We start from the raw sequence: 26,629 nt of genomic DNA on the forward strand, positions 1-26,629 counted from the left end.
GCGCCGCCGGGCATATTCGTAAAAACGTCTCAAACAGAAGAGTAATTTATGGCTGCAACCAAGCCTGCATTTAACCCTCCGGGTAAAAAAGGTGACATGATTTTCAGCGCGCTGGTGAAACTGGCTGCGCTGATTGTGCTATTGCTGCTGGGCGGCATTATCGTGTCCCTGATTTTCTCCTCCTGGCCGAGCATTCAAAAATTTGGTTTCGCCTTCCTGTGGACCAAAGAGTGGGATGCGCCGAACGATATTTACGGTGCGCTGGTGCCGATTTACGGCACGCTGGTGACCTCTTTTATCGCCCTGCTGATTGCGGTTCCGGTGAGCTTTGGTATTGCCCTGTTCCTGACGGAACTGGCGCCAGGCTGGCTGCGACGTCCGCTGGGTATCGCCATTGAACTGCTGGCGGCCATCCCAAGTATCGTTTACGGCATGTGGGGCCTGTTTATCTTCGCGCCGCTGTTTGCGACGTACTTCCAGGAGCCGGTCGGTAACGTTCTCTCTGCCATTCCGTTTGTGGGGGCGCTGTTCTCCGGCCCGGCATTCGGTATCGGCATTCTGGCGGCAGGTGTGATCCTCGCCATCATGATTATTCCGTACATTGCGGCGGTCATGCGCGATGTCTTCGAACAAACCCCGGTGATGATGAAAGAGTCCGCCTACGGTATCGGCTGCACCACCTGGGAAGTTATCTGGCGCATCGTCCTTCCGTTCACCAAAAACGGGGTGATTGGCGGCATTATGCTGGGCTTAGGCCGCGCGCTGGGTGAAACCATGGCGGTCACCTTTATCATCGGCAACACCTACCAGCTCGACAGCGCCTCGCTTTATATGCCGGGGAACAGTATTACCTCTGCGCTGGCGAACGAATTTGCCGAAGCAGAATCCGGGCTGCACGTCGCCGCGCTGATGGAACTGGGTCTGATCCTGTTTGTTATCACCTTTATTGTGCTGGCTATCTCCAAGCTGATGATTATGCGTCTGGCTAAAAACGAGGGGGCACGCTAATGGCGACTCTCGACATGCAAAACACCGCTCAGCTTGCGGAATCCCGTCGCAAAATGCAGTCAAAGCGCCGGATTAAAAACCGCATTGCGTTGACGCTTTCCATGGCGACGATGGCGTTCGGCCTGTTCTGGCTGATCTGGATCCTGATGTCCACCATCACCCGGGGTATTGATGGAATGTCCCTGGCGCTGTTCACCGAGATGACGCCGCCGCCGAACACGGCGGGTGGTGGTCTGGCAAACGCTCTGGCGGGCAGCGGCCTGTTGATCCTGTGGGCGACCGTTTTCGGTACGCCGTTGGGCATCATGGCGGGTATCTATCTGGCGGAATATGGCCGCAAGTCCTGGATCGCTGAAGTCATCCGCTTCATTAACGACATTCTGCTTTCTGCCCCGTCGATTGTCGTGGGTCTGTTTGTTTACACCATCGTGGTGGCGCAAATGGAACACTTCTCCGGCTGGGCGGGTGTGATTGCGCTGGCGCTGTTGCAGGTGCCTATCGTTATTCGTACCACTGAAAACATGCTGAAACTGGTGCCGGACAGCCTGCGTGAAGCGGCTTACGCGCTGGGTACGCCTAAATGGAAGATGATTTCGGCGATCACCCTGAAAGCGTCCGTCTCGGGGATCATGACCGGTATCCTGCTGGCTATCGCCCGTATCGCCGGTGAAACCGCACCGCTGCTGTTTACCGCCCTCTCCAATCAGTTCTGGAGCACGGACATGATGCAGCCGATCGCCAACCTGCCGGTGACGATCTTTAAATTTGCGATGAGCCCATTCGCGGAATGGCAGCAGCTGGCCTGGGCCGGGGTGCTGATCATCACCCTTTGCGTACTGTTGCTGAACATTCTGGCGCGCGTCATTTTCGCGAAGAAGAAACACGGTTAAATTTTTACGGCGCGGCAGCTCGCGGCGCCGAATGAGGAAATGAGTCAATGAGTATGGTTGATACTGCCCCGGGTAAGATTCAGGTTCGTGATTTGAACTTCTACTACGGCAAATTCCATGCCCTGAAGAATATCAACCTGGATATCGCAAAGAACCAGGTAACGGCATTTATCGGTCCGTCCGGCTGTGGCAAATCCACGCTGCTGCGCACCTTTAACAAAATGTATTCGCTCTATCCGGAGCAGCGCGCAGAAGGTGAAATTCTGCTGGACGGTGACAACATCCTGACCAATACCCAGGATATCGCCCTGCTGCGTGCGAAAGTGGGGATGGTATTCCAGAAACCCACGCCGTTCCCGATGTCGATCTATGACAACATCGCCTTTGGTGTGCGTCTGTTTGAGAAGCTCTCCCGTGCGGATATGGACGAGCGCGTGCAGTGGGCATTGACCAAGGCCGCATTATGGAACGAAACCAAAGATAAACTTCACCAGAGTGGGTACTCTCTCTCCGGTGGTCAGCAGCAGCGTCTGTGCATTGCGCGCGGTATCGCCATTCGCCCGGAAGTCTTGCTGCTGGATGAGCCGTGCTCAGCCCTGGACCCGATCTCAACCGGGCGTATCGAAGAGCTGATCACCGAGCTGAAGCAGGATTACACCGTGGTGATCGTGACCCACAACATGCAGCAGGCTGCACGTTGTTCTGACCACACGGCGTTTATGTATCTGGGCGAGTTGATTGAGTTCAGCGATACGGACGCGCTGTTCACTCGTCCGGCGAAGAAACAAACCGAAGATTATATTACTGGCCGCTACGGTTGATTTGCCTTAGTGCATGTGGAGAAACCATGGACAACCTCAATCTTAATAAACACATTTCCGGCCAGTTTAACGCAGAGCTGGAAAGCATTCGCACCCAGGTGATGACCATGGGCGGCATGGTCGAGCAGCAGCTTTCTGATGCGATCACGGCGATGCACAACCAGGACAGCGAGCTGGCGAAGCGCGTTATTGAAGGCGACCACAACGTCAATATGATGGAAGTCGCCATCGACGAAGCCTGCGTGCGCATCATTGCGAAGCGTCAGCCGACGGCGAGCGACCTGCGTCTGGTGATGGCGATCATCAAAACCATCGCCGAGCTGGAGCGTATCGGTGACGTGGCGGATAAAATCTGCCGTACCGCGCTGGAGAAATTCTCCCAGCAGCACCAGCCGCTGCTGGTGAGCCTGGAGTCTCTCGGGCGCCACACCGTGCAGATGCTGCACGACGTGCTGGACGCTTTCGCGCGCATGGATCTGGACGAAGCGGTCCGTATCTACCGTGAAGACAAGAAAGTTGACCAGGAATACGAAGGCATTGTGCGTCAGCTGATGACCTACATGATGGAAGATTCTCGTACCATTCCAAGCGTACTGACCGCGCTGTTCTGCGCGCGCTCCATCGAGCGTATCGGTGACCGTTGCCAGAACATTTGCGAATACATTTTCTATTTCGTGAAGGGGCAGGATTTCCGACACGTGGGCGGCGACGAGCTGGACAAGCTGCTGGCGGGTAAAGATCCGAAAGAGTGATATGTGTGGCGGGTGGCGCTAACGCTTACCCGCCCTACGTTAATTCAACGCGTAATATCCCACCCGCGCGCCTTCCACAACGCTGGCAGTTGCGCCAGATCGGTAAAGGTTGTCACTTTTGGATGGTCGATCGGCTTGTTGTGCGGATCGGCGCAGAAGTAAAACACCTCCATCCCCGCATCAATCCCTGACTGCGCGCCGGCAGATGAGTCATCCACCAGAATGCAGTTCTCCACGTTGACGTTCATCGCCTTCGCCGCGTGGAACATCAGCGCCGGATCGGGCTTCCAGCGCTGGATATCGTAGCCGCTGAACAGTTTTTCCGGGAAGTGGTGCAACATCTCCAGCTTGCCGAGCGAGTGCTGCATTTTGCTGACCGGGCCGTTAGAGACCACGCAGATCGGCACCGTCATCGCATCCAGCAGCGCGTTAGCGCCGGCGATAACTTCCAGCTCGGCGTCGAAGAGGCGTGCGACCTCGGCGCGGTACACCGGTTCCAGATCCGCTTTCACCAGATCCACCCCGTGCTCTTCGTTAATGATGTCGATGATCTCGTACAGCTTCACGCCCTTAAAGCGTTTAAACACCTCTTCGAGATCGAGCGTAATACCAAATTCCTGGAACATGGCGACATACGCGCGGGAACAAATGACCTCACTGTCGACCAGCGTACCGTCACAGTCGAAAAATACCGCTTCAATTCCGGACATGCCTTTCCCTTTTAACAAGTTTAACGTTTTCGTACGGCAGTTCACCGGGACGCAATCGTTGCCGTATAAGCAAAATCAATGAAAAAAGTATCCCGTAACCGCCACTATTGTCGCATTTTGGTATAGGATAGCGACGAATTTTCCCTCCTTGTTCGGAAATTGATGATGAGTCAACAACACACTACCCAGACATCTGGTCAGGGGCTGCTTGAGCGCGTGTTCAAACTGCGCGAGCACGGCACAACGGCACGCACCGAAGTGATCGCCGGTTTTACTACCTTCCTGACGATGGTCTATATCGTTTTCGTTAACCCGCAAATTCTGGGCGTGGCTGGCATGGACACCAGCGCCGTCTTTGTAACCACCTGTCTGATCGCGGCCCTTGGCAGCATCCTGATGGGCGTTTTCGCTAATCTGCCCGTGGCGCTGGCCCCGGCAATGGGTCTGAATGCGTTCTTTGCGTTCGTGGTGGTTCAGGCGATGGGCCTGCCGTGGCAGGTTGGGATGGGCGCTATTTTCTGGGGCGCGGTCGGCCTGCTGCTGCTGACCATCTTCCGCGTGCGCTACTGGATGATTGCGAACATTCCCGTGAGCCTGCGCGTGGGCATCACCAGCGGTATCGGTCTGTTCATCGGCATGATGGGGCTGAAAAACGCTGGCGTTATCGTGGCGAACCCGGAAACGCTGGTGAGCATTGGTAACCTGACCTCTCACAGCGTGCTGCTGGGCGTGCTGGGCTTCTTTATCATCGCGATCCTGGCATCGCGCAACATCCATGCTGCGGTGCTGGTCTCTATCATTGTGACCACGCTGCTGGGCTGGATGCTGGGTGACGTGCATTACAACGGTATCGTCTCTGCGCCACCGAGCGTCTCTACCGTGATTGGCCACGTTGATCTGGCGGGCTCGCTGAACCTGGGACTGGCCGGGGTGATTTTCTCCTTCATGCTGGTCAACCTGTTTGACTCCTCCGGTACGCTGATTGGCGTGACCGACAAAGCGGGTCTGGCAGATGAAAAAGGCAAATTCCCGCGCATGAAGCAGGCGCTGTATGTGGATAGCATCTCTTCCGTTGCTGGCTCTTTCATCGGTACCTCGTCTGTTACCGCTTACATTGAATCCTCTTCCGGTGTGTCCGTGGGCGGTCGTACCGGCCTGACGGCGGTAGTTGTGGGTCTGCTGTTCCTGCTGGTGATCTTCCTCTCTCCGCTGGCGGGGATGGTGCCACCATACGCGGCAGCCGGCGCGCTGATTTACGTCGGCGTGCTGATGACCTCAAGCCTGGCGCGCGTGAAGTGGGAAGATCTGACGGAAGCCGTTCCGGCATTTATTACCGCGGTGATGATGCCGTTCAGCTTCTCGATCACTGAAGGTATCGCGTTGGGCTTTATCTCTTACTGTGTGATGAAGATCGGTACCGGCCGCTTCCGCGAACTTAGCCCGTGCGTGATTATTGTGGCGCTGCTGTTTGTGCTGAAGATTGTGTTTATTGATGCACACTAAGATGCTGGTGGTGTCAGGTGGCGCTTCGCTTACCTGACCTACTGACGAGTGTAGGCCCGGTAAGCGCTAGCGCCACCGGGCTTTTTTATCAGGCCTTCACCCGCTTAATATAATCCCCAAACGCGGTCAGCTGGCCAGAGAGATGGTCACGCGTACTCTGATCCACCACTTCACCCGTCTGCGGGTCGACCTTGTTCTGAATCACGCCGCCCATAAATTCCGGCTTGTTCATCACCATCGCATCCAGGAACACCAGGATCTGACGCAGGTGATACTGGCAGCGCGCGCCGCCGATGGCGCCCATTGAGCTGGTCTGGATCAGCACAGGTTTACCAGACAGCGGCTGCTCCGGTAAACGGGACAGCCAGTCAATGGCGTTCTTCAAACCACCCGGCACCGAGTAGTTATACTCAGGCGTCACAATCACCACGCCGTCAGCCTGACGGATTTGCTCGGCTATCGCTTCCACACTCTGCGGGAACCCTTCTTCCTGCTGAACGTCAGCATCATAAAGCGGGATGTCGCCAATGGACGGCAGGGCACTGATCTCCATTCCCGCAGGCGCCAGCTGCGGCAGCGTACGGGCAACCATCCCGTTAAAAGAACCTTTGCGCAGGCTTCCCAGTAACGTAACAACTTTCAACGTATCAGACATGATTACTCCTGTTTCATCATGATGATCCTGGACGGATCAGCTATGGGTGTATGCTTTTTCTGCCGGTAAACTGGTTAATCGCATCAGGCGCGCGGCGGGCTCGTTCGCGCGCTCAGGTACATCCGGAAGACTACGCCAACCGCGAGTGCTGTCAAACTCCCAGATTTTCAGCCGTTCGATGGCGGGGGTCACCGCAACGGACCAGATCAGTACGTCCTCAGCGTCGCAGAGTGCCTCTACCAGCGAGGCTTTTGTCGCGCGCAGGCGTCCGGAGCCGGGGAGCAGCTGCAACAGGCTGGCGTCGTCTGACGCCGCGCCGCTCAGTTTGCGGATGCTCTGGCGAAGGGTGATGAGCTGCGCTCTGGCTTCAACGGGGTCGTTCTGGTTACGTATCCACAGCTTCTCATTGCTGGAGAGCGGGTATTCATCGAGCGCATTAGCACCATGGAAGCTGCGCGTGACGCGTTGTAGCTCCATATCCAGGCCGCAATCACCTTCCGTCGTCAGCGCGACGCCAACAATGTTGCCGGTGTACGCAATGGAAAAATGGGGGAGTGCCGGGTCCGCAAAAACCGGGCGACCTTCTGGCTGGGTGAGTATGTCCGGTAATTCGCTGGTGCCGTAGAGCATAAAAAGCAGTTCTGCGAGGAGCGCTCTGGAAGCTAAAAACCGCGTCCTGCGGTGTTCAGGTAGTTTGAGCGCCTCACTGTGACAGGCTGAAGAAAGTCTGGCCGATACGAGATGCCCTTCCGTTAATGTTCCTCGTGCAAAGTGCGTAGCCATTTTTCGCTCCTTGATAATGGTCGTAGTCGGTTAAACGGTTACATGATTATCGCTTAACTCAGCTTCTGTTTTAATCAGTAAATGGAAATAAGAGAAGCCTGAGCACCGAACTTTACATTATCTTAGGCAAAAACCTGACCTGGTGCGGTATACAGCGCTTTGATCGTCTCGCGCAGCCAGAGGATTTTCGGATTATGGCTGTTCCGTTTATGCCAGATCAGCGTGAAGGGGACGGTGAGCTTTTCTGCCTGCGCCTCATCGATGGGAATGGGCAGACAGACCAGATTACGCTGGTGGAGTTGATTGTAGTGATGGCAGTAGTGCGGCGCAGTGGCAATGTAGTTGTGATCCGGCTGAGCCGCCATAAACATCGACTGTTCAAAACCGGGCAAACTCATGGCGATGTTACGCTCCCGACCCATCTCTCTTAGCACCTCGTCGAGCGCCCAGGTGTCGCTGCGTTCCCAGAAGATGCTGATATGCGGGTAGCGCAGAAACGTCCCCAGATCCCACGCTTCCTGGAGCGCGGGATGATCCTCGCGCAAATACACGCACGGACGGTCACTGAACAGGATTTCGTAGTCGATAAACCACGGCATCAGCTTTAGCAGTTCGCGCGAGCGAGGGTGCGTTTCACGCCCGGTGAAGCCTAGATCCACTTCTCCGCGCGTAATGGCGTCCAGCGAATCGTAATCCCATTGGCGCAGCTTCACCGTCGCCTGTGGGTAGCGTTCATTCACCTGCTCCAGCAGGGTATTAAAGCGGATCAGCATCAGCGGTGTTTCGGCGGCGAGCACAAACTTAAGCCCGCCAGGAGAGCTATGGTGGAATTTATCGAGGATCTGGTTGCCAATCTGCATCCAGTCGGCCAAATCCTGTTCCAGACTCACCGTCAGCGGCGTGGGCAATAGCCCTAAAGGCGTTTTCACAAACAGCGGATCGTCGAACCAGTCGCGCAGCTTCGCCAGCGATTTACTCACCGCGGACGGCGTCACGTTCATCCGCTTCGCGGCTTTGGTGACGCTGCGCTCCTGCAACAAAAGTTGCAGGCAAAGTAAAAGATTAAGATCGAGACTGCTGATGGGCTTCTTCATAGTGCGCCGCGGGCTGGATGACCATAAGTAAGGTAATGCAGAGTATGCTACAGCCAATCAGAACCCCGATCAGCATATTCAGCGCGTTAAGGCCAATCACCGCCGCCAGCCAAATCCACAGTGACGAACCGCAGACCTGCGCAATGCCCAGCACCGAGCTTGCCACGCCTGCCCGCAATGAAAACGGGCCAAGTGCCTGACTCATCGCCACACCAAAGCCGACGGAGAATCCGGCGCAGATCAGAGTAATGCCCACCAGCATTACAGCGTGTGAGGTGGCGGTCGCCAGGATCACGCCTGCGGCGAGGAACAGCGTCTGTGAGGTGAGCATCAGCGTGCGCTGGCGGAAGATGTTGAGCGCAAAGGGCGTGGAGAATGAAACCGCCATGCTCACCATCGCGGTTAGCGCCATCACCGTCGAATACTCACCGCGATCGAAGCCCATCGTCTCCATCAGCAACACCGGGGAAACGTTTACATAGGTGAGGATCACCGCCACGCTAAGCGTGGTGATTGTCAGCCGACTCAGGAAAAAGCGATTCATCAGCTTTTCAGCCGGATGGAGGGTTGCGGTGTGATATGGCTGTTGCGAACCGGGATGGGTCTCTTTCAGCACCGTCACGGACAGGATAAAGACGATGGCGCCCATTGCGGCCATGGTCCAGAAAAGACTCTGCCACGGAAATTTAAGCATAATCAGGTAGCCTACAACCGGTGCCAGCACCGGGATGATGCAGGTAATGCCGTTCAGCATCGACAGCACTTTAGCGCGGCGCTGGGCGCTTAAGGTATCGCGAAGAATAGCAAACGCCACCACGTAACAGCCACCCGCGCCAATGCCCTGGATAAAACGGCCTGACAGGAACATTGTGCTTTCCTGAGCTACTGAAGACAGTACTGATGCCAGCGCAAAGATAACTGCACCCGTAATGGCGACGGGCTGACGGCCTGCTTTATCCGCGATTTTCCCGGCAAACACCATCGACGACGCCATTCCCGCGAGGTAGGCCGAAAACGCGATGTGCAGCTGCGCCTCGCTGGCGCCCAGATCGCGGGCAATATGCGGTAGCCCCACCAGATACATATCAATGCCGGACGGATACAGCAGAACCAGCGCAAAACTACAGAACAGAAAACGAGCCATAAATCCCCCATAGATGCAGGCAAGCAGGATAGGGGGCGTGGAGGGATTAAGCGAGTTGCCATTTGGACAATGGTGATTTCCCTGGAGGAAATCACTCTGTATTAACGGGAATTACTTACCAATGCAGAAGCTCGAGAAAATCCGTCCCAGCAGATCGTCCGACGTAAACTCCCCGGTGATCTCGCTCAGGTTCTGCTGCGCCAGACGCAGCTCTTCCGCCAGCAGTTCACCGGCCCACGCGCCGATCAGCTGGGCTTTACCCTGCTCAAGGTGGCGAGCCGCCTCTTCCAGCGCCTGCAAGTGACGACGACGTGCCAGGAAGCCGCCCTCCATACTGGTGTCGAAGCCCATGCTCTGTTTGAGATGGCTACGCAGGGCTTCCACGCCTTCACCGGTACGGGCCGACAGGCGAATAAGTGAGTGACCATTCACATCGCTGATGCCCAGCGTTTCGCCGGTAACGTCGGCCTTGTTGCGCACCACGGTGATCGGCAGTTTAGCCGGGAGACGGGCGATAAAGTCTGGCCAGATTTCAGCCGGGTCAACGGCGTCGGTTGTCGTGCCGTCCACCATAAACAGCACGCGGTCGGCCTGCTCGATCTCCTGCCAGGCGCGTTCGATACCGATACGCTCGACTTCATCGCTCGCATCGCGCAGGCCAGCGGTGTCGATGATGTGCAGCGGCATGCCGTCGATATGGATATGCTCGCGCAGGACATCGCGGGTGGTGCCGGCTATGTCGGTCACGATCGCCGCTTCACGGCCCGCCAGGGCGTTCAGCAGGCTCGATTTTCCGGCATTGGGGCGACCAGCAATCACCACCTTCATTCCTTCACGCAGCAGGCTGCCCTGGCGCGCTTCGGCGCGAACGGCATCGAGATCGTTCATCACCTGGTTGAGCTGAGCTTCAATTTTACCGTCTGAGAGGAAGTCGATCTCCTCGTCCGGGAAGTCGATAGCCGCTTCGACATAGATTCGCAGGTGAGTAAGTGCTTCCACAAGGTGATTCACGCGTGCGGAAAATGCCCCCTGCAACGAGTTCAGCGCGGAGCGGGCTGCCTGTTCGGAACTGGCGTCGATCAGATCAGCAATCGCCTCGGCCTGCGCCAGGTCGAGCTTATCGTTGAGGAAAGCACGCTCGGAGAACTCACCCGGCTTTGCAATGCGCAGGCCAGGCAGGGTCAGAATACGTTTTAACAGCAGGTCGAGGATCACCGGGCCGCCGTGACCCTGAAGCTCCAGCACATCTTCGCCGGTAAAGGAGTTTGGGCCGGGGAACCACAGCGCGATGCCCTGGTCCAGCGGTGTGCCGTCGGCATCCTTAAACGGCAGATAATCAGCGTAGCGCGGCTTTGGCAGTTTACCCAGCACCGCTTCGGCCACCTCACGCGCCTTCAGGCCGGAGATGCGCAGAATGCCTACACCACCGCGTCCCGGTGGGGTTGCCTGGGCGACGATAGTGTCGTTATGGCTCATGGTTGCTCTCGTTCAATACAAATAAAAAAGGCGGTCAATCGACCGCCCTTATTTTAGCGTTAAGTTACCGAATCAGGACTTTTTCTTTTCGCGGCTATGCAGGCCACGTTTTTCCAGACCACGGTAAATCAGCTGCTGCTGGATGATGGTCACCAGGTTGCTGACGATATAGTACAGCACCAGACCTGACGGGAACCACAGGAAGAACACGGTGAAGATGACCGGCATAAAGGTCATGATCTTCTGCTGCATCGGGTCGGTCACGGTGGTCGGAGACATCTTCTGAATGAAGAACATCGTCACGCCCATCAGGATCGGCAGGATGTAGTACGGGTCCTGTGCGGACAGGTCATGGATCCACAGAGCGAACGGCGCGTGGCGCAGCTCAACGGAACCCATCAGCATGTAATACAGCGCAAGGAAGATTGGCATCTGAATCAGCAGCGGGAAGCAACCACCCAGTGGGTTCACTTTCTCTGCTTTATACAGGGCCATCATCTCCTGGCTCTGACGCTGTTTGTCATCGCCCAGACGCTCACGCATAGCCTGAATCTTCGGCTGTAGCATACGCATCTTCGCCATGGAGGTGTACTGCGCTTTAGTCAGCGGGTACATGATGCCACGAACGATAAAGGTGATAACGATGATGGAGAAGCCCCAGTTACCCAGGAAGCTGTGGATGAACTTCAGCAGCTTAAACAGCGGCTGAGAGATGAACCACAACCAACCGTAATCGACGGTCAGATCCAGGTGCGGCGCAACGGCAGCCATTTTGTCCTGGATTTCCGGGCCGACCCACAGGGTGCTTGCCAGTTTACCGGTTTGACCCGGCTGCACCAGAACCGGCTGAGATTTGTAGCCGATGGCTGCAATACCGTTGCCGAGGTTCGCGGTGTAGAAGTTGTTCGTACCGTCGTTATTCGGTACCCACGCCGTCGCGAAATACTGTTGCAGCATTGCGACCCAACCGCCTTTAGAGCTGACGTTCAGGTTTTCGTTATCGGCAATGGTGTCGAATTTGTATTTCTCGTACTTGGTATCTGGCGTGGAGTAAGCCGCGCCACGGAAGGTATGCAGCGCAAAGTTGCTGCTTCCGGTGTCACGGTGAGACGGCAGATTGATGGACTGCTTCAACTGACCAAAGGTAGAGATTTCCAGTGGTTTCGCACCGGCGTTCTGTACGCTGTAGCCCACGTTCACCGCATACTCACCGCGTTTCAGGGTGAAGGTTTTGGTGAAGGTGTTGCCTGCCGCGTCGGTGTAGGTCATCGGGATAACCAGTTCGTTCTGACCATCAGCCAGCACAAACGTGTCATTCTCGACGTTATACAGTGGACGCGCACCGTTAGCCGGGTTATCCGGGCCATCACGACCGGTCAGGCCGCTCTGCGCCTGGTAGATAAATTCAGGCGTGGTTTCCAGTAACTGGAACGGTTCGGTAGACTTCAGCTCTTTCGGGTAGGTCAACAGCAGCGCCTGCTCAACATCACCACCACGGGTGTTGATAGTCAGCTCAAGCACATCGGTCTTAACCGTAATCTGTTTCCCCTGGCCACTGGCCGGTACGCCCTGGTCGGCGGCGCTACCCGCTGCGGTGGTCGTGGTCTGCGTGGTCTGCTGCTGGGGTTGAGGATTTTTATCCTGCTCCCATGCCTGCCAGATCATGAAAGACACGAACAACAAAGCGATGATAAGAAGATTGCGTTGCGAATCCATCGTTAGTGTTCTCTGGTATCAAAAGGTCCTGGAGGGACGGGGTCGTCTCCACCTGGGTGTAAAGGGTGGCATTTTAATACGCGTTTCACCGTCAACCAACTGCCTTTTATCACTCCAAACCTGCGCAATGCCTCAATTCCGTAGCTTGAGCATGTTGGCGTGAAACGGCAGTGTGGCCCGAGTAGCGGACTAATCAGGCGTTGATAGACCCGAATGAGGGCTATCAGGACCCGCGAGCCAGGCGACAGTGGCGGCGCCATAATTTTTCCAACGCTTCCGAGAGAGCACGGTTATCGAGGTCGGCAACCCCTTTTTTAGCCACCACCACGAAATCCATTGAAGGCAGTTCGTGCTGACGTAAACGGAAGCTTTCACGCGTCAGACGTTTAATCCGGTTGCGTTCATGCGCACGCTTAACGTTTTTCTTGGCGACTGTGAGACCGATGCGGGGATGCCCCAGCGAATTTTGGCGGCCGAGGATGGTGATTTGCGGCGTGCCAGCCCGTAATGGCTGCTGGAAGACGAAAGTGAAATGAGTGGGAGTTAACAAACGTAACTCCCTGGGAAATGCGAGCTTAACCACTCAGGGGTTAGCTTTATTACTTGGAAACGGTCAGACGAGCGCGGCCTTTAGCACGACGACGTGCCAGAACCTGACGACCATTTTTAGTAGCCATACGAGCACGGAAGCCGTGAGAACGGTTGCGCTTCAGTACAGACGGTTGAAAAGTGCGTTTCATGGCGATTTCTACCTAAACTTGAAAAAATTCATGACTTTTGCGGATGCCCGACCGAGTTTCGAATGACGGACGCCGAAGCCGTGGGTGATTAAAGAGGCCGGATTGTAATAATTGTACACTCCGGAGTCAATTCTCTTTCCTTAAATCCCTGTGTATTTCCGCACGTTTTCGCGTGGAAAATGAGCAGCGGACGACGCAGGAAGATGAGCATCACGCGCCGGGTCGAGGATTATACGGGCTCAACGATAAAGCGCAAGGATCGTCCCGGATCTTCGTTAGATCATTTAAGCCAAAAATTGTCTGTGCTCATTAAATTTTCCAATATGCGGCCTAAATCGCGAGGCACTCGCGTCAGGATCGTTTACACTTACCCGATTCCGGATCTTCCTGTGGATAAATCGGGAAGAATCTGTGAGAAACAGAAGATCTCTGGCTCAGTTTAGGCTATGATCCGCGGTCCCGATCGGGATCCAGCGATCCTGGTCGGGCATAAACACAACATCGTTCAGGTTGTATCAACGATAGCGTGTATAACCGCAGATAGCGGTTCGCACATCACCCTGATGGGGTCATGTCGATGTGCGCCAACAATCATGAATATTCAATAGTTTTCTTTTATTGTTCGAGTGGAGTCCGCCGTGTCACTTTCGCTTTGGCAGCAGTGTCTTGCCCGATTGCAGGATGAGTTACCAGCCACAGAATTCAGTATGTGGATCCGCCCGTTGCAGGCGGAACTGAGCGATAACACGCTGGCTTTGTATGCGCCAAACCGTTTCGTGCTCGATTGGGTAAGGGATAAATACCTTAATAACATCAATGGACTGCTGAACGATTTCTGCGGGTCAGATGCCCCACAGCTGCGTTTTGAAGTGGGCACAAAGCCGGTCACCCAAACCGTTCGTGAAGTTGTCAATGTGGCAGCCCCTGCACAGGCGGCGCCCGCTCCAGCGCCTCGCGTTGCACCGGTTCGTCAGGGCTGGGATAACGTTCCGGCCCCCGCTGAGCCTACCTACCGCTCTAACGTTAACGTGAAACACACGTTCGATAACTTCGTTGAAGGTAAGTCGAACCAGCTGGCACGCGCGGCGGCTCGTCAGGTTGCCGATAACCCCGGTGGCGCTTACAACCCGCTGTTCCTGTATGGCGGCACGGGTCTCGGTAAAACGCACCTGCTGCATGCGGTGGGCAACGGCATTATGGCGCGTAAGCCCAATGCCAAAGTAGTGTATATGCACTCCGAACGCTTCGTTCAGGACATGGTAAAAGCCCTGCAAAACAATGCGATCGAAGAGTTTAAACGCTACTACCGTTCCGTTGATGCGCTGCTGATCGATGACATTCAGTTCTTTGCCAATAAAGAACGATCGCAGGAAGAGTTTTTCCATACCTTTAACGCCTTGCTGGAAGGCAATCAGCAGATCATTTTGACCTCGGATCGTTATCCAAAAGAGATCAACGGCGTTGAAGATCGTCTCAAATCCCGCTTCGGCTGGGGCCTGACCGTGGCGATCGAGCCGCCGGAGCTGGAAACCCGCGTCGCGATCCTGATGAAAAAAGCCGACGAGAACGACATTCGCCTGCCGGGTGAAGTGGCGTTCTTCATTGCCAAGCGCCTGCGTTCCAACGTGCGTGAGCTGGAAGGGGCGCTGAACCGCGTTATCGCCAACGCCAACTTCACCGGTCGGGCGATCACCATCGATTTTGTGCGTGAAGCGCTGCGCGATTTATTGGCTTTGCAGGAAAAACTGGTCACTATCGACAATATTCAGAAGACGGTGGCTGAGTACTACAAGATCAAAGTGGCAGATTTACTGTCTAAACGTCGTTCCCGCTCGGTGGCGCGTCCGCGTCAGATGGCGATGGCGCTGGCAAAAGAGCTAACCAACCACAGCCTGCCGGAAATCGGTGATGCGTTTGGTGGCCGTGACCATACGACCGTGCTGCACGCCTGTCGCAAGATCGAGCAGTTACGCGAAGAAAGCCACGACATAAAAGAAGATTTTTCCAATTTAATCAGAACATTATCATCGTGACGCTATGAAATTTACCGTTGAACGTGAACATTTATTAAAACCGCTGCAACAGGTGAGTGGCCCATTAGGCGGCCGCCCTACGCTGCCTATTCTTGGAAACCTGCTGCTTCAGGTCGCGGACGGCACGCTGTCGCTGACCGGCACAGATCTGGAAATGGAAATGATCGCGCGCGTTACGCTGACTCAGCCGCACGACGCGGGCGCGACCACGGTTCCGGCACGTAAATTCTTTGATATTTGCCGTGGGCTGCCGGAAGGCGCTGAAATCGCCGTGCAGCTGGAGGGCGACCGCATGCTGGTGCGCTCTGGCCGCAGCCGTTTCTCCCTCTCCACGCTGCCCGCTGCGGACTTCCCGAACCTGGATGACTGGCAGAGCGAAGTTGAATTTACCCTGCCGCAGGCGACGATGAAGCGTCTGATTGAAGCCACGCAGTTCTCCATGGCGCATCAGGACGTTCGTTACTACTTAAACGGCATGCTGTTCGAAACCGAAGGTGAAGAGCTGCGTACCGTGGCGACCGACGGTCACCGTCTGGCGGTTTGTTCCATGCCGATTGGCGATTCACTGCCAAACCATTCGGTGATCGTACCGCGTAAAGGCGTAATTGAACTGATGCGTATGCTCGACGGCGGTGAAACGCCGCTGCGCGTGCAGATTGGCAGCAACAATATTCGTGCCCACGTGGGCGATTTTGTCTTCACATCGAAGCTGGTAGACGGTCGTTTCCCGGATTATCGCCGCGTATTGCCGAAGAACCCGGATAAAACGCTGGAGGCGGGTTGCGACATCCTCAAGCAGGCGTTCGCGCGTGCCGCTATTCTCTCCAACGAGAAATTCCGCGGCGTACGTCTGTACGTGAGTGAAAACCAGATCAAAATCACCGCCAACAACCCGGAGCAGGAAGAGGCAGAAGAGATTCTGGACGTCACCTACGCCGGGGCTGAGATGGAAATCGGCTTCAACGTCAGCTATGTGCTGGATGTGCTGAATGCACTGAAATGCGAGAACGTTCGCATCCTGCTGACTGACTCCGTTTCGAGCGTACAGATTGAAGATGCCGCATCACAGTCGGCTGCTTATGTTGTCATGCCAATGAGACTGTAATGTCGCTCACCCGTCTGTTGATCCGCGATTTTCGCAATATCGAAAGCGCGGATCTCGCTTTATCCCCTGGCTTTAACTTCCTGGTTGGCGCGAACGGCAGCGGCAAAACCAGCGTGCTGGAAGCCATCTATACGCTCGGCCACGGCCGGGCGTTTCGCAGTTTGCAGATTGGTCGCGTGATTCGCCACGAGCAGGAATCTTTTGTTCTGCACGGGCGTTTGCAGGGCGCAGAGCGGGAAACCGCCATCGGCCTGACCAAAGACAAGCAGGGCGACAGCAAGGTGCGTATCGACGGCACCGATGGCCACAAGGTGGCGGAGCTGGCGTTGCTGATGCCGATGCAGCTGATTACGCCCGAGGGGTTTACTTTACTCAACGGCGGCCCCAAATACAGAAGAGCGTTCCTCGACTGGGGATGCTTTCACAATGAAGCCGGTTTCTTTAACGCCTGGAGCAACCTGAAGCGTCTGCTTAAACAGCGTAACGCCGCATTGCGCCAGGTCACGCGCTACGCTCAGCTGCGTCCGTGGGACATGGAACTCATCCCTCTTGCGGAACAAATCAGCCGCTGGCGTGCCGAATACAGCGCAGGTATCGCCGAAGACATGGCCGACACCTGCAAACAGTTTTTACCCGAGTTCTCTCTCACCTTCTCTTTTCAGCGTGGCTGGGAAAAAGAGACGGATTATGCCGAGGTGTTAGAGAGAAGCTTCGAGCGCGATCGCATGTTGACCTACACCGCGTACGGCCCGCACAAGGCGGATTTCCGCATTCGTGCCGACGGTGCGCCGGTGGAAGACACGCTGTCGCGCGGGCAGCTGAAGCTCCTGATGTGCGCGCTGCGCCTGGCGCAGGGGGAGTTCCTCACTCGAGAGAGCGGGCGACGCTGCCTGTACCTGATAGATGATTTTGCCTCGGAACTTGACGACGCGCGGCGCGGGCTGCTTGCCAGCCGCTTAAAAGCCACGCAGTCGCAGGTTTTCGTCAGCGCCATTAGCGCTGAACACGTTATAGACATGTCGGACGAAAATTCGAAGATGTTTACCGTGGAAAAGGGTAAAATAACGGATTAACCCAAGTTGAAATGAGCGAGAAACGTTGATGTCGAATTCTTATGACTCCTCCAGTATCAAAGTCCTGAAAGGGCTGGATGCGGTGCGTAAGCGCCCGGGTATGTATATCGGCGACACGGATGACGGCACCGGTCTGCACCACATGGTATTCGAGGTGGTAGATAACGCTATCGACGAAGCGCTCGCGGGTCACTGTAAAGACATCGTGGTCACGATCCATGCGGACAACTCCGTGTCCGTTACCGATGACGGTCGTGGTATCCCAACCGGTATTCACCCGGAAGAGGGCGTATCTGCTGCGGAAGTCATCATGACCGTTCTGCACGCAGGCGGTAAGTTCGATGATAACTCCTATAAAGTTTCCGGCGGTCTGCACGGCGTAGGCGTCTCCGTGGTTAACGCCCTGTCGCAGAAGCTGGAGCTGGTTATCCAGCGCGAAGGCAAAATTCACCGTCAGATCTATCAGCACGGCGTGCCTGACGCTCCGCTGGCCGTCACGGGTGATACCGATAAAACCGGTACCATGGTGCGTTTCTGGCCGAGCCTCGAAACCTTCACCAACGTCACCGAATTCGAGTACGACATTCTGGCGAAACGCCTGCGTGAACTGTCGTTCCTGAACTCCGGCGTGTCGATTCGTCTGCGCGACAAACGCGACAACAAAGAAGACCACTTCCATTACGAAGGTGGTATCAAGGCGTTCGTTGAGTATCTGAACAAGAACAAAACGCCAATTCACCCGAATATCTTCTACTTCTCTACTGAAAAAGACGGTATCGGCGTGGAAGTGGCCTTGCAGTGGAACGACGGTTTCCAGGAAAACATCTACTGCTTCACCAACAACATTCCACAACGCGATGGCGGTACGCACCTGGCGGGCTTCCGCGCGGCGATGACCCGAACCCTGAACGCCTACATGGACAAAGAAGGCTACAGCAAAAAAGCGAAAGTCAGCGCCACCGGTGACGATGCCCGTGAAGGCCTGATTGCCGTGGTCTCCGTGAAGGTGCCGGATCCGAAGTTCTCCTCACAGACCAAAGACAAGCTGGTCTCTTCTGAGGTGAAATCGGCGGTTGAACAGCAGATGAACGAACTGCTGAGCGAATACCTGCTGGAAAACCCGTCCGACGCGAAAATCGTGGTGGGTAAAATTATCGATGCGGCGCGTGCCCGTGAAGCGGCGCGTAAAGCGCGTGAAATGACCCGTCGTAAAGGCGCGCTGGACCTGGCAGGCCTGCCGGGCAAACTGGCTGACTGTCAGGAACGCGACCCGGCGCTGTCTGAACTGTACCTTGTGGAAGGGGACTCCGCGGGCGGTTCTGCGAAGCAGGGCCGTAACCGCAAGAACCAGGCGATTCTGCCGCTGAAGGGTAAAATCCTTAACGTTGAGAAAGCGCGCTTCGACAAGATGCTCTCTTCTCAGGAAGTGGCGACGCTCATCACCGCGCTCGGCTGCGGCATTGGTCGCGACGAGTACAACCCGGACAAACTGCGCTATCACAGCATCATCATCATGACCGATGCGGACGTCGACGGCTCGCACATTCGTACGCTGCTGTTGACCTTCTTCTATCGTCAGATGCCGGAAATCGTTGAGCGCGGCCACGTCTACATTGCCCAGCCGCCGCTGTACAAAGTGAAGAAAGGCAAGCAGGAACAGTACATTAAAGATGACGACGCGATGGATCAGTACCAAATCGCGATCGCCCTTGATGGTGCGACCCTGCACGCAAACTCCAGCGCGCCAGCGCTGGCCGGTGAGCCGCTGGAGCGTCTGGTCTCCGAGTTCAACGCCACGCAGAAAATGATTGGCCGTATGGAGCGTCGCTATCCGAAAGCGCTGCTGAAAGAGCTGATTTACCAGCCGACCCTGACCGAAGCCGATCTGAGCAACGAGCAGACCGTCACCCGCTGGGTGAACACCCTGGTGAGCGAGCTGAACGAGAAAGAGCAGCATGGCAGCCAGTGGAAGTTCGACGTCCAGCAGAACGCTGAGCAGCAGTTCGAGCCGATCGTCCGCGTGCGTACCCACGGCGTCGATACCGACTACCCGCTGGAGCACGAATTTGTGACCGGTCCGGAATACCGCCGTATCTGCACCCTCGGCGAGAAGCTGCGCGGTCTGATCGAAGACGATGCGTTTATCGAACGTGGCGAACGTCGTCAGCCGGTAGCCAGCTTCGAACAGGCGCTGGAGTGGCTGGTAAAAGAGTCCCGTCGTGGTCTCTCTATTCAGCGTTATAAAGGCCTGGGCGAAATGAACCCGGATCAGCTGTGGGAAACCACCATGGATCCGGAAAGCCGTCGCATGTTGCGCGTCACCGTTAAAGACGCAATCGCAGCGGATCAGCTGTTCACGACCCTGATGGGCGATGCGGTTGAACCACGTCGCGCCTTCATCGAAGAGAACGCCCTGAAGGCGGCGAATATCGATATTTAATCGTCGCTTTACGACAGCATAACTGGCCGCGCTTCAGCGCGGCTTTTTTATGGACGCAGGAAACTCCAGCGACATCACTGCCGGTAAACGTTTGACCAGCATATCTATGGCAATTCTTACCCTTAGCGGCAGGTGTGGCGTCTGCTGCCAGACGGCATGAACGTCGAAGCGTACATCCGGGGCCTGCTTTAAGAGCGGGACAAGATCTCCCTGCTGAATTTCTTTAATGACCATCCAGCAGGGTAACCATGCAAGGCCGTGGCCGGCCAGCGCCGCGTCGCAGATCGCCTGCAAATCATCCATATTGAGCGATGAGCGGGGAATAAACGTGCGCGACGTGCCATCGTAATCCATCAGCTGCCAGGGTAGGACTCTGCCCGCACGCGTGTAGTTAATGGCCGTATGCTGGCGTAGATCATCAACGGTTTGCGGCTGGCCATTCTTAAGCAGATAATCCGGCGCGGCGCACAGAACCATCCGGTGCTCCCCCAGCCTTCTGGCGACCAGCACGCTGCTGTCAGCCAGAGCGCCATTGCGCACCGCCATATCAAACCCTTCTTCCACGAGATCCACGACGCGGTCGCTGAAGGACATTTCAAGCTCAAGCCCGGGATGCTCCTGCGCCAGCTCTATTAGCAGCGGGGCGATACACTGGCGACCAAACAGCACCGGCACGGCAACACGCAGCCGACCGCTGACCTGATGTTTTCCGGTTTCAAGCTGCGATTCAGCGCCACGGATCTCCTCCAGCGCGCGCAGGCAGCGTTCATAAAAAAGCGCGCCGTTATCGGTCAGCCTCTGACTGCGGGTGGTCCGATGAAACAGACGAACCCCCAGCCTCTCTTCAAGACGAGCAATGCTTTTTCCTACCGCCGAGCGCGACAAATGCAGACGGACGGCGGCCTGGGCAAAACTTCCTGCCTCAACGGAGGCAACGAAAACGGGAATATCTTTCAGCGTATCGGTCATGGACGGATTGTGTCAATTTGGTCATCAATGAAGGGAAAACTTATCGCCACTGGCGACGCTGAGTCAACGGTAGACTGTCAGAACTGAAAATCATCTGATGACAGGAGAAAAAAATGACTGAAACAATGCAACGCTGGTCAATGGATGCCCTTGGTCGTGAAAGCCTCAGGCTCGTTCAGGAGCCTGTTCCACAGCCAGGCCCGGGGGAGGTTCGCGTAAGGGTTAATGCCGTTGCGCTCAACTACCGGGATAAAATGGTGATTGAAGGCACGATGCCGATTCCGCTTTCCTTCCCGTTTACCCCAGCATCTGACATGGCAGGCGTGGTGGACAGCATCGGCGAAGGCGTTACGCGTTTCAAGCCCGGCGCACGCGTCATCTCAACCTTCTTCCCGGAATGGATCGACGGCAAGCCGCAGGCAGACGCGCGCGATTTGCCCTATAAAACGTCCGGTGGATACTTCCAGGGCATGCTGGCCGAATATGTGATTGTGAGTGAAAACGCGCTGGTGGCGTCCCCGGAAAGCCTGGATGACGCTGAGGCCAGCACGCTTCCTTGCGCGGGGCTTACCGCATGGTTCGCGCTGGTGGAGCGCGGTCATTTACGCGCCGGGCAATCGGTGCTGGTACAAGGGACGGGCGGTGTGGCGCTATTCGCTTTGCAGATAGCAAAAGCGCACGGCGCAGAAGTTATTGTTACGTCGGGGAGTGATGAAAAACTGGCGCGGGCCAAAAAGCTGGGGGCCAGCCAGGGCATCAACCGACTGAAAGGCGACTGGGCTGAAAATACGCTGGCACTGACGCAGGATCGCGGCATCGACCATATTATCGAAACGGTGGGTGGGGAGAACCTGAGACATTCCCTGCGCGCCGTTGCCGTTCATGGGCGGATATCGGTCATTGGCGTGCTGGCCGGGACAGAAATTTCTCTGCCTGCAAGCGAGCTGTTGCTGAAATCTCCCGTCATTCAGGGGATTGGGGTTGGACACCGCCGGGCGCTGGAAGATTTTGTCCGTGCTGTTGATGTCACGGAGTTAAAACCGGTGATTGAGCATCGCTACCGCTTTGACGAGCTGGAACAGGCGCTTGAACATCTGGATCGCGGTGCGTTTGGCAAAATCGTTCTCACCCGCGAGTGAGTTCGCGTTCCCGGGATAAACGTAAAAGGGGCTTTTTGTTGCGCAAGGTAGCTCTATTTTTGTGTGCTTAATCGCGTTAGCATGAGGTAGCACTCATTTATCCCGGGGACCTCATGGCTATCAAACTCATTGCAATCGATATGGACGGCACGCTGCTGCTGCCAGACCACACTATCTCTCCTGCCGTTAAAAATGCGATCGCCGCCGCACGCGAAAAAGGCGTGAACGTGGTGCTCACCACCGGACGCCCGTATGCCGGGGTGCACAGTTACCTGAAAGAGCTGCACATGAACCAGCCTGGCGATTACTGCATCACCTATAACGGCGCGCTGGTGCAAAAGGCAGCCGATGGCAGCACGGTGGCGCAAACTGCACTGAGCTATGATGACTACCGTTTCCTGGAAAAACTCTCCCGCGACGTGGGCTCTCACTTCCACGCGCTCGATCGCAATACGCTTTACACCGCCAACCGCGATATCAGCTACTACACGGTGCACGAGTCCTACGTTGCAACCATTCCACTGGTGTTCTGCGAAGCGGAGAAAATGGACCCGGCGACCCAGTTCCTGAAAGTGATGATGATTGATGAACCTGCGGTTCTCGACAAAGCCATCTCACGCATTCCGGCTGAGGTAAAAGAGAAATACACCGTGCTGAAAAGTGCGCCGTACTTCCTCGAAATCCTTGATAAACGCGTCAATAAAGGCACGGGCGTCAAATCGCTTGCCGATGCGCTGGGCATCAAGCCTGAGGAGATCATGGCGCTGGGCGACCAGGAAAACGATATTGCGATGATCGAATATGCGGGCATGGGCGTGGCGATGGATAACGCCATCCCGTCGGTAAAAGAAGTGGCGAACTTCGTGACTAAATCTAACCTGGAAGACGGCGTTGCCTGGGCGATCGAGAAATTCGTTCTGTCGTAACAAGTGCTTTGAAAGATTAGCCCCGGTTATTAACCGGGGCTTTTTTTGGCCCTGAATTTATCAAATTGTTCTTTTTGTGATCTGGATTGTAGTACAACATTAACTGATTGTACTACATTGTCACCACGGCAAAGACGAAAGGCCTCACGTTTGTACTGCAAAAGTGAGGCGAAATTCAGCGGTCGCGGTAAAGTAGTGATGGACTTACAGAGCACAAGGACTCTCCATGACACTCAATAAAACCGATCGCATTGTCATCACGCTGGGCACTCAGATTGTGGGTGGCAAATACGTTCCCGGTTCGCCGCTGCCAGCAGAGGCGGAACTGTGCGAGGAGTTTGAAACCTCGCGCAACATCATTCGGGAAGTGTTCCGCTCGCTCATGGCGAAGCGGCTGATTGAAATGAAGCGCTATCGCGGCGCGTTTGTGGCGCCGCGTAACCAGTGGAACTACCTCGATACCGATGTTCTGCAATGGGTGCTGGAAAACGACTACGACCCACGGCTTATCGGCGCGATGAGCGAAGTCCGAAATCTGGTGGAACCGGCTATCGCCCGCTGGGCGGCTGAGCGCGCAACGTCAGGTGACCTGGCTCAGATTGAGTCGGCTTTAAATGACATGATCGCCAATAACCAGAATCGGGAGGCGTTCAACGAAGCGGACATTCGCTACCACGAAGCGGTATTGCAGTCGGTGCATAACCCGGTTTTACAGCAGCTTAGCGTGGCGATCAGCTCGCTACAGCGAGCAGTATTTGAACGTACCTGGATGGGCGATGAGGCCAACATGCCGAAAACGCTTCAGGAACATAAAGCGCTGTTCGATGCGATACGGCATCAGGACGGCGATGCGGCAGAGCAGGCGGCGCTGACCATGATCGCCAGCTCGACACGAAGGTTGAAGGAAATCACATGACATCACGCTACATCGCAATTGACTGGGGATCGACCAATCTGCGCGCCTGGCTCTACCAGGGTGAGCAGTGCCTGGAAAGCAGGCAATCAGAAGCAGGTGTGACGCGCCTGAACGGTAAATCCCCCGCAGCGGTGTTAGCAGAGGTGACACAAAACTGGCGCGACGGTACAACGCCAGTGGTGATGGCCGGAATGGTCGGCAGTAACGTGGGGTGGAAGGTCGCGCCTTACCTGTCAGTTCCGGTGCATTTCACCGCCGTTGGCGAGCAGTTAACGTCCGTTGGCGACAATGTCTGGATTATTCCCGGTTTATGCGTCTCTCGCGACGATAACCATAATGTGATGCGCGGCGAAGAGACGCAGCTGCTCGGGGCGCGCACCCTTTCTCCTTCTTCTGTCTACGTCATGCCCGGGACGCACTGCAAATGGGTCCAGGCGGATGCTGAGCAAATTCATGATTTCCGCACCGTGATGACCGGCGAACTGCACCACTTGCTGCTTAAGCATTCGCTGGTGGGGGCCGGTTTGCCGGAGCAGACCCCTTCGCCGGAAGCGTTTGCCGCCGGGCTTGAGCGCGGGATCGCATCCCTTGCCGTTTTGCCGCAACTTTTTGAGGTTCGCGCCTCGCACGTGCTGGGAAATCTTCCGCGCGAACAGGTCAGCGAATTTCTGTCCGGCCTGCTGATTGGCGCAGAAGTCGCCACTCTGAGCGACGCGTTCGCCGGGCAGCAGGCCATCACGCTCGTCGCGGGTTCATCGCTGACGTCTCGTTACCGCCAGGCGTTCCACGCTATCGGACGGGATGTTGCTGCGGTGGAAGGCGACACGGCATTTCAGGCAGGCATAAGGAGCATCGCTCATGCAGTGGCAAACTGAACTTCCCCTGATCGCGATTTTGCGCGGTATCACGCCCGGTGAGGCCTTAGCGCACGTTGGCGCGGTGATCGACGCCGGGTTCGACGCGGTGGAAATCCCGCTCAACTCCCCGGAGTGGGAAAAAAGCATTCCGGCAATTGTGAAGGCGTTTGGTGATAAGGCGCTGATTGGCGCTGGCACCGTATTACAGCCGGAGCAGGTGGATGAACTGGCGAAGATGGGCTGCAAGCTTATCGTCACACCGAATATCAACCCCGAGGTGATCCGCCGGGCGGTGGATTACGGCATGACCGTCTGCCCGGGTTGCGCCACGGCCACAGAAGCCTTTGCCGCCCTCGATGCGGGCGCACAGTCTCTCAAAATTTTCCCGTCGTCGGCCTTTGGTCCGGATTACATCAAAGCGCTGAAAGCGGTCTTACCCGCCAGCGTGCCGGTCTTTGCCGTGGGCGGCGTCACGCCGGAAAACCTGGGCCAGTGGATGAGCGCGGGCTGTGTGGGCGCGGGGCTGGGCAGCGATCTCTATCGTGCCGGTCAGCCCGTTGAGCGTACCGCACAGCAGGCGGCAGCATTTGTGAAAGCGTATCGAGAGGCAGTGCAATGAAAATAACCAAACTCACCACGTACCGTTTACCCCCGCGTTGGATGTTCCTGAAAATCGAAACCGACGAAGGCGTGGTTGGCTGGGGCGAGCCGGTGATTGAAGGCCGTGCGCGCACCGTTGAAGCCGCGGTGCACGAGCTGGGCGAATACCTGATTGGCCAGGATCCGGCGCGCATCAACGACCTGTGGCAGGTGATGTACCGCGCGGGCTTCTACCGCGGGGGGCCGATTCTGATGAGCGCCATCGCCGGTATTGATCAGGCGCTGTGGGATATCAAAGGCAAAGTGCTCAATGCCCCGGTCTGGCAATTAATGGGCGGCCTGGTGCGCGACAAAATCAAAGCCTACAGCTGGGTGGGCGGTGACCGCCCTGCGGAAGTGATCGACGGTATCCGGCAACTGCGCAACATCGGTTTTGACACCTTCAAACTCAACGGCTGCGAAGAAATGGGCGTTATCGACAACTCGCGCGCGGTAGACCGGGCGGTGAATACCGTGGCGCAAATCCGTGAAGCCTTCGGCAACGAGATTGAGTTTGGTCTGGATTTCCACGGCCGCGTCAGCGCGCCAATGGCCAAAGTGCTGATTAAAGAGCTGGAGCCGTATCGCCCGCTGTTTATCGAAGAGCCGGTGCTGGCCGAGCAGGCGGAATACTATCCGAAACTGGCTGAACAGACGCACATTCCCATCGCGGCGGGGGAACGCATGTTCTCGCGCTTCGAGTTTAAACGCGTGCTGGAAGCGGGCGGCATTGCGATCCTGCAACCGGACCTCTCCCACGCGGGCGGCATCACCGAATGCTACAAAATTGCCGGAATGGCAGAAGCCTACGATGTGGCGTTGGCGCCGCACTGTCCGCTTGGGCCGATTGCGCTGGCGGCCTGCCTGCACGTCGACTTCGTCTCCCGCAATGCGGTGTTCCAGGAACAAAGCATGGGCATTCACTATAACAAGGGCGCGGAGCTGCTCGACTTTGTGAAAAACAAAGAAGACTTCAGCATGGAAGGTGGTTTCTTTAAACCGTTAACGAAGCCGGGCCTTGGCGTGGAGATCGACGAAGCCAAAGTCATTGAGCTGAGTAAAAGTGCGCCGGACTGGCGTAACCCACTGTGGCGTCATGAAGACGGTTCCGTAGCCGAGTGGTAAATCGCCGGATGGCGCTACGCTTATCCGGCCTACTCTCTCGTAGGCCCGGTAAGCGAAGCGCCACCGGGCAAAAAAAACGTACATAGAAAAAATATAACCCTCTGTAAATTACAGG

General features: G+C 56.2%; 26 protein-coding genes. 15 read left to right on the forward strand and 11 right to left on the reverse strand.

Features of this window, described 5'->3' with window-relative positions; translation table 11 throughout:
• The first annotated feature begins 48 nt into the window (after nt 1-48).
• Genes pstC through phoU form a run of 4 tightly spaced genes read left to right on the forward strand, consistent with a single transcriptional unit; the run spans nt 49 to nt 3,471 of the window.
• Nucleotides 49-1,008 (forward strand): phosphate ABC transporter permease PstC, encoded by a 960-nt coding sequence (gene pstC, locus ACWKXX_RS12190; RefSeq protein ID WP_015570141.1) that lies wholly within the window; start codon nt 49-51, stop codon nt 1,006-1,008.
• Nucleotides 1,008-1,898 (forward strand): phosphate ABC transporter permease PstA, encoded by an 891-nt coding sequence (pstA, locus tag ACWKXX_RS12195; protein ID WP_003861156.1) that lies wholly within the window; start codon nt 1,008-1,010, stop codon nt 1,896-1,898. Before pstC ends, pstA begins: the two co-directional genes overlap by 1 nt.
• Nucleotides 1,899-1,945: 47 nt before the next feature.
• Nucleotides 1,946-2,719: a phosphate ABC transporter ATP-binding protein PstB gene (pstB, locus tag ACWKXX_RS12200; RefSeq protein ID WP_003861154.1), complete on the forward strand. Its 774-nt coding sequence runs from the start codon at nt 1,946-1,948 to the stop codon at nt 2,717-2,719.
• A 26-nt stretch (nt 2,720-2,745) separates the two neighbouring features.
• A complete protein-coding gene (gene phoU, locus ACWKXX_RS12205; protein WP_003861153.1) occupies nt 2,746-3,471 on the forward strand; it encodes a phosphate signaling complex protein PhoU in 726 nt (241 codons plus the stop codon).
• 44 nt (nt 3,472-3,515) lie between these two features.
• On the opposite strand, the gene yieH is transcribed toward phoU, so the two are convergent.
• Nucleotides 3,516-4,181: a 6-phosphogluconate phosphatase gene (gene yieH / locus ACWKXX_RS12210; protein ID WP_017383705.1), complete on the reverse strand. Its 666-nt coding sequence runs from the start codon at nt 4,179-4,181 to the stop codon at nt 3,516-3,518.
• A gap of 165 nt (nt 4,182-4,346) precedes the next feature.
• Between yieH and adeP the strand changes: the two genes are divergently transcribed.
• Complete coding sequence (adeP, locus tag ACWKXX_RS12215) at nt 4,347-5,684, forward strand: adenine permease AdeP (protein ID WP_017383704.1); 1,338 nt, start codon at nt 4,347-4,349, stop codon at nt 5,682-5,684.
• Between the two features lie 88 nt (nt 5,685-5,772).
• Here adeP and ACWKXX_RS12220 read toward each other — a convergent pair whose 3' ends face one another.
• The 9 genes from ACWKXX_RS12220 to rpmH all read right to left on the reverse strand — a co-directional run bounded on the left by ACWKXX_RS12220 (nt 5,773) and on the right by rpmH (nt 13,292).
• Nucleotides 5,773-6,339, reverse strand: coding sequence for an NADPH-dependent FMN reductase (locus tag ACWKXX_RS12220; protein WP_003861147.1), 567 nt, complete (start codon nt 6,337-6,339; stop codon nt 5,773-5,775).
• A gap of 36 nt (nt 6,340-6,375) precedes the next feature.
• Nucleotides 6,376-7,122: a 4'-phosphopantetheinyl transferase family protein gene (locus tag ACWKXX_RS12225; RefSeq protein ID WP_017694032.1), complete on the reverse strand. Its 747-nt coding sequence runs from the start codon at nt 7,120-7,122 to the stop codon at nt 6,376-6,378.
• A gap of 122 nt (nt 7,123-7,244) precedes the next feature.
• Nucleotides 7,245-8,216 (reverse strand): HTH-type transcriptional regulator YidZ, encoded by a 972-nt coding sequence (yidZ, locus tag ACWKXX_RS12230; RefSeq protein WP_261665863.1) that lies wholly within the window; start codon nt 8,214-8,216, stop codon nt 7,245-7,247.
• Nucleotides 8,185-9,360 (reverse strand): MFS transporter, encoded by a 1,176-nt coding sequence (locus ACWKXX_RS12235; RefSeq protein ID WP_015570137.1) that lies wholly within the window; start codon nt 9,358-9,360, stop codon nt 8,185-8,187. Before ACWKXX_RS12235 ends, yidZ begins: the two co-directional genes overlap by 32 nt.
• Nucleotides 9,361-9,471: 111 nt before the next feature.
• A complete protein-coding gene (gene mnmE, locus ACWKXX_RS12240) occupies nt 9,472-10,836 on the reverse strand; it encodes a tRNA uridine-5-carboxymethylaminomethyl(34) synthesis GTPase MnmE (RefSeq protein WP_015570136.1) in 1,365 nt (454 codons plus the stop codon).
• A 72-nt stretch (nt 10,837-10,908) separates the two neighbouring features.
• Complete coding sequence (yidC, locus tag ACWKXX_RS12245) at nt 10,909-12,552, reverse strand: membrane protein insertase YidC (protein ID WP_003861138.1); 1,644 nt, start codon at nt 12,550-12,552, stop codon at nt 10,909-10,911.
• A 2-nt stretch (nt 12,553-12,554) separates the two neighbouring features.
• A complete protein-coding gene (gene yidD, locus ACWKXX_RS12250; RefSeq protein WP_001307474.1) occupies nt 12,555-12,812 on the reverse strand; it encodes a membrane protein insertion efficiency factor YidD in 258 nt (85 codons plus the stop codon).
• The gene (gene rnpA, locus ACWKXX_RS12255; RefSeq protein ID WP_006808764.1) at nt 12,776-13,135 is read right to left on the reverse strand and encodes a ribonuclease P protein component; all 360 of its coding nucleotides are present in this window, start codon (nt 13,133-13,135) and stop codon (nt 12,776-12,778) included. The genes yidD and rnpA overlap by 37 nt, the downstream gene beginning before the upstream one ends.
• 16 nt (nt 13,136-13,151) lie before the next feature.
• Entirely contained in the window at nt 13,152-13,292 is a 141-nt protein-coding gene (gene rpmH, locus ACWKXX_RS12260) for a 50S ribosomal protein L34 (protein WP_000831330.1), read from the reverse strand.
• Nucleotides 13,293-13,930: 638 nt separating this feature from the next.
• Here rpmH and dnaA point away from each other — a divergent pair.
• From dnaA to gyrB, 4 genes are read left to right on the forward strand one after another with little or no spacing between them, the layout of a single operon-like run.
• Nucleotides 13,931-15,325, forward strand: a complete 1,395-nt coding sequence (gene dnaA / locus ACWKXX_RS12265) for a chromosomal replication initiator protein DnaA (RefSeq protein ID WP_017383700.1) — start codon at nt 13,931-13,933, stop codon at nt 15,323-15,325.
• A 4-nt stretch (nt 15,326-15,329) separates the two neighbouring features.
• On the forward strand, nt 15,330-16,430 hold the full coding sequence (dnaN, locus tag ACWKXX_RS12270) for a DNA polymerase III subunit beta (RefSeq protein ID WP_015570134.1): 1,101 nt from the start codon (nt 15,330-15,332) through the stop codon (nt 16,428-16,430).
• On the forward strand, nt 16,430-17,503 hold the full coding sequence (gene recF, locus ACWKXX_RS12275; protein WP_214587281.1) for a DNA replication/repair protein RecF: 1,074 nt from the start codon (nt 16,430-16,432) through the stop codon (nt 17,501-17,503). Before dnaN ends, recF begins: the two co-directional genes overlap by 1 nt.
• Before the next feature lie 28 nt (nt 17,504-17,531).
• Complete coding sequence (gene gyrB / locus ACWKXX_RS12280) at nt 17,532-19,943, forward strand: DNA topoisomerase (ATP-hydrolyzing) subunit B (RefSeq protein ID WP_006808766.1); 2,412 nt, start codon at nt 17,532-17,534, stop codon at nt 19,941-19,943.
• A gap of 33 nt (nt 19,944-19,976) precedes the next feature.
• Here gyrB and ACWKXX_RS12285 read toward each other — a convergent pair whose 3' ends face one another.
• Nucleotides 19,977-20,912 (reverse strand): LysR family transcriptional regulator, encoded by a 936-nt coding sequence (locus ACWKXX_RS12285; protein WP_017694028.1) that lies wholly within the window; start codon nt 20,910-20,912, stop codon nt 19,977-19,979.
• 113 nt (nt 20,913-21,025) lie between these two features.
• On the opposite strand from ACWKXX_RS12285, the gene ACWKXX_RS12290 reads away from it, so the two are divergent.
• The 6 genes from ACWKXX_RS12290 to dgoD all read left to right on the forward strand — a co-directional run bounded on the left by ACWKXX_RS12290 (nt 21,026) and on the right by dgoD (nt 26,514).
• Complete coding sequence (locus ACWKXX_RS12290; protein ID WP_017694027.1) at nt 21,026-22,051, forward strand: zinc-dependent alcohol dehydrogenase family protein; 1,026 nt, start codon at nt 21,026-21,028, stop codon at nt 22,049-22,051.
• 113 nt (nt 22,052-22,164) lie between these two features.
• On the forward strand, nt 22,165-22,977 hold the full coding sequence (gene yidA / locus ACWKXX_RS12295; protein WP_023295661.1) for a sugar-phosphatase: 813 nt from the start codon (nt 22,165-22,167) through the stop codon (nt 22,975-22,977).
• Nucleotides 22,978-23,203: 226 nt separating this feature from the next.
• Entirely contained in the window at nt 23,204-23,893 is a 690-nt protein-coding gene (dgoR, locus tag ACWKXX_RS12300; protein ID WP_003861109.1) for a D-galactonate utilization transcriptional regulator DgoR, read from the forward strand.
• Complete coding sequence (locus ACWKXX_RS12305) at nt 23,890-24,768, forward strand: 2-dehydro-3-deoxygalactonokinase (protein WP_023295662.1); 879 nt, start codon at nt 23,890-23,892, stop codon at nt 24,766-24,768. The genes dgoR and ACWKXX_RS12305 overlap by 4 nt, the downstream gene beginning before the upstream one ends.
• Nucleotides 24,752-25,369 (forward strand): 2-dehydro-3-deoxy-6-phosphogalactonate aldolase, encoded by a 618-nt coding sequence (locus ACWKXX_RS12310; protein ID WP_023295663.1) that lies wholly within the window; start codon nt 24,752-24,754, stop codon nt 25,367-25,369. Before ACWKXX_RS12305 ends, ACWKXX_RS12310 begins: the two co-directional genes overlap by 17 nt.
• Complete coding sequence (gene dgoD / locus ACWKXX_RS12315; RefSeq protein WP_003861103.1) at nt 25,366-26,514, forward strand: galactonate dehydratase; 1,149 nt, start codon at nt 25,366-25,368, stop codon at nt 26,512-26,514. The genes ACWKXX_RS12310 and dgoD overlap by 4 nt, the downstream gene beginning before the upstream one ends.
• Nucleotides 26,515-26,629 lie beyond the last annotated feature (115 nt).

The organism is Enterobacter sp. UPMP2061, from assembly GCF_053709615.1.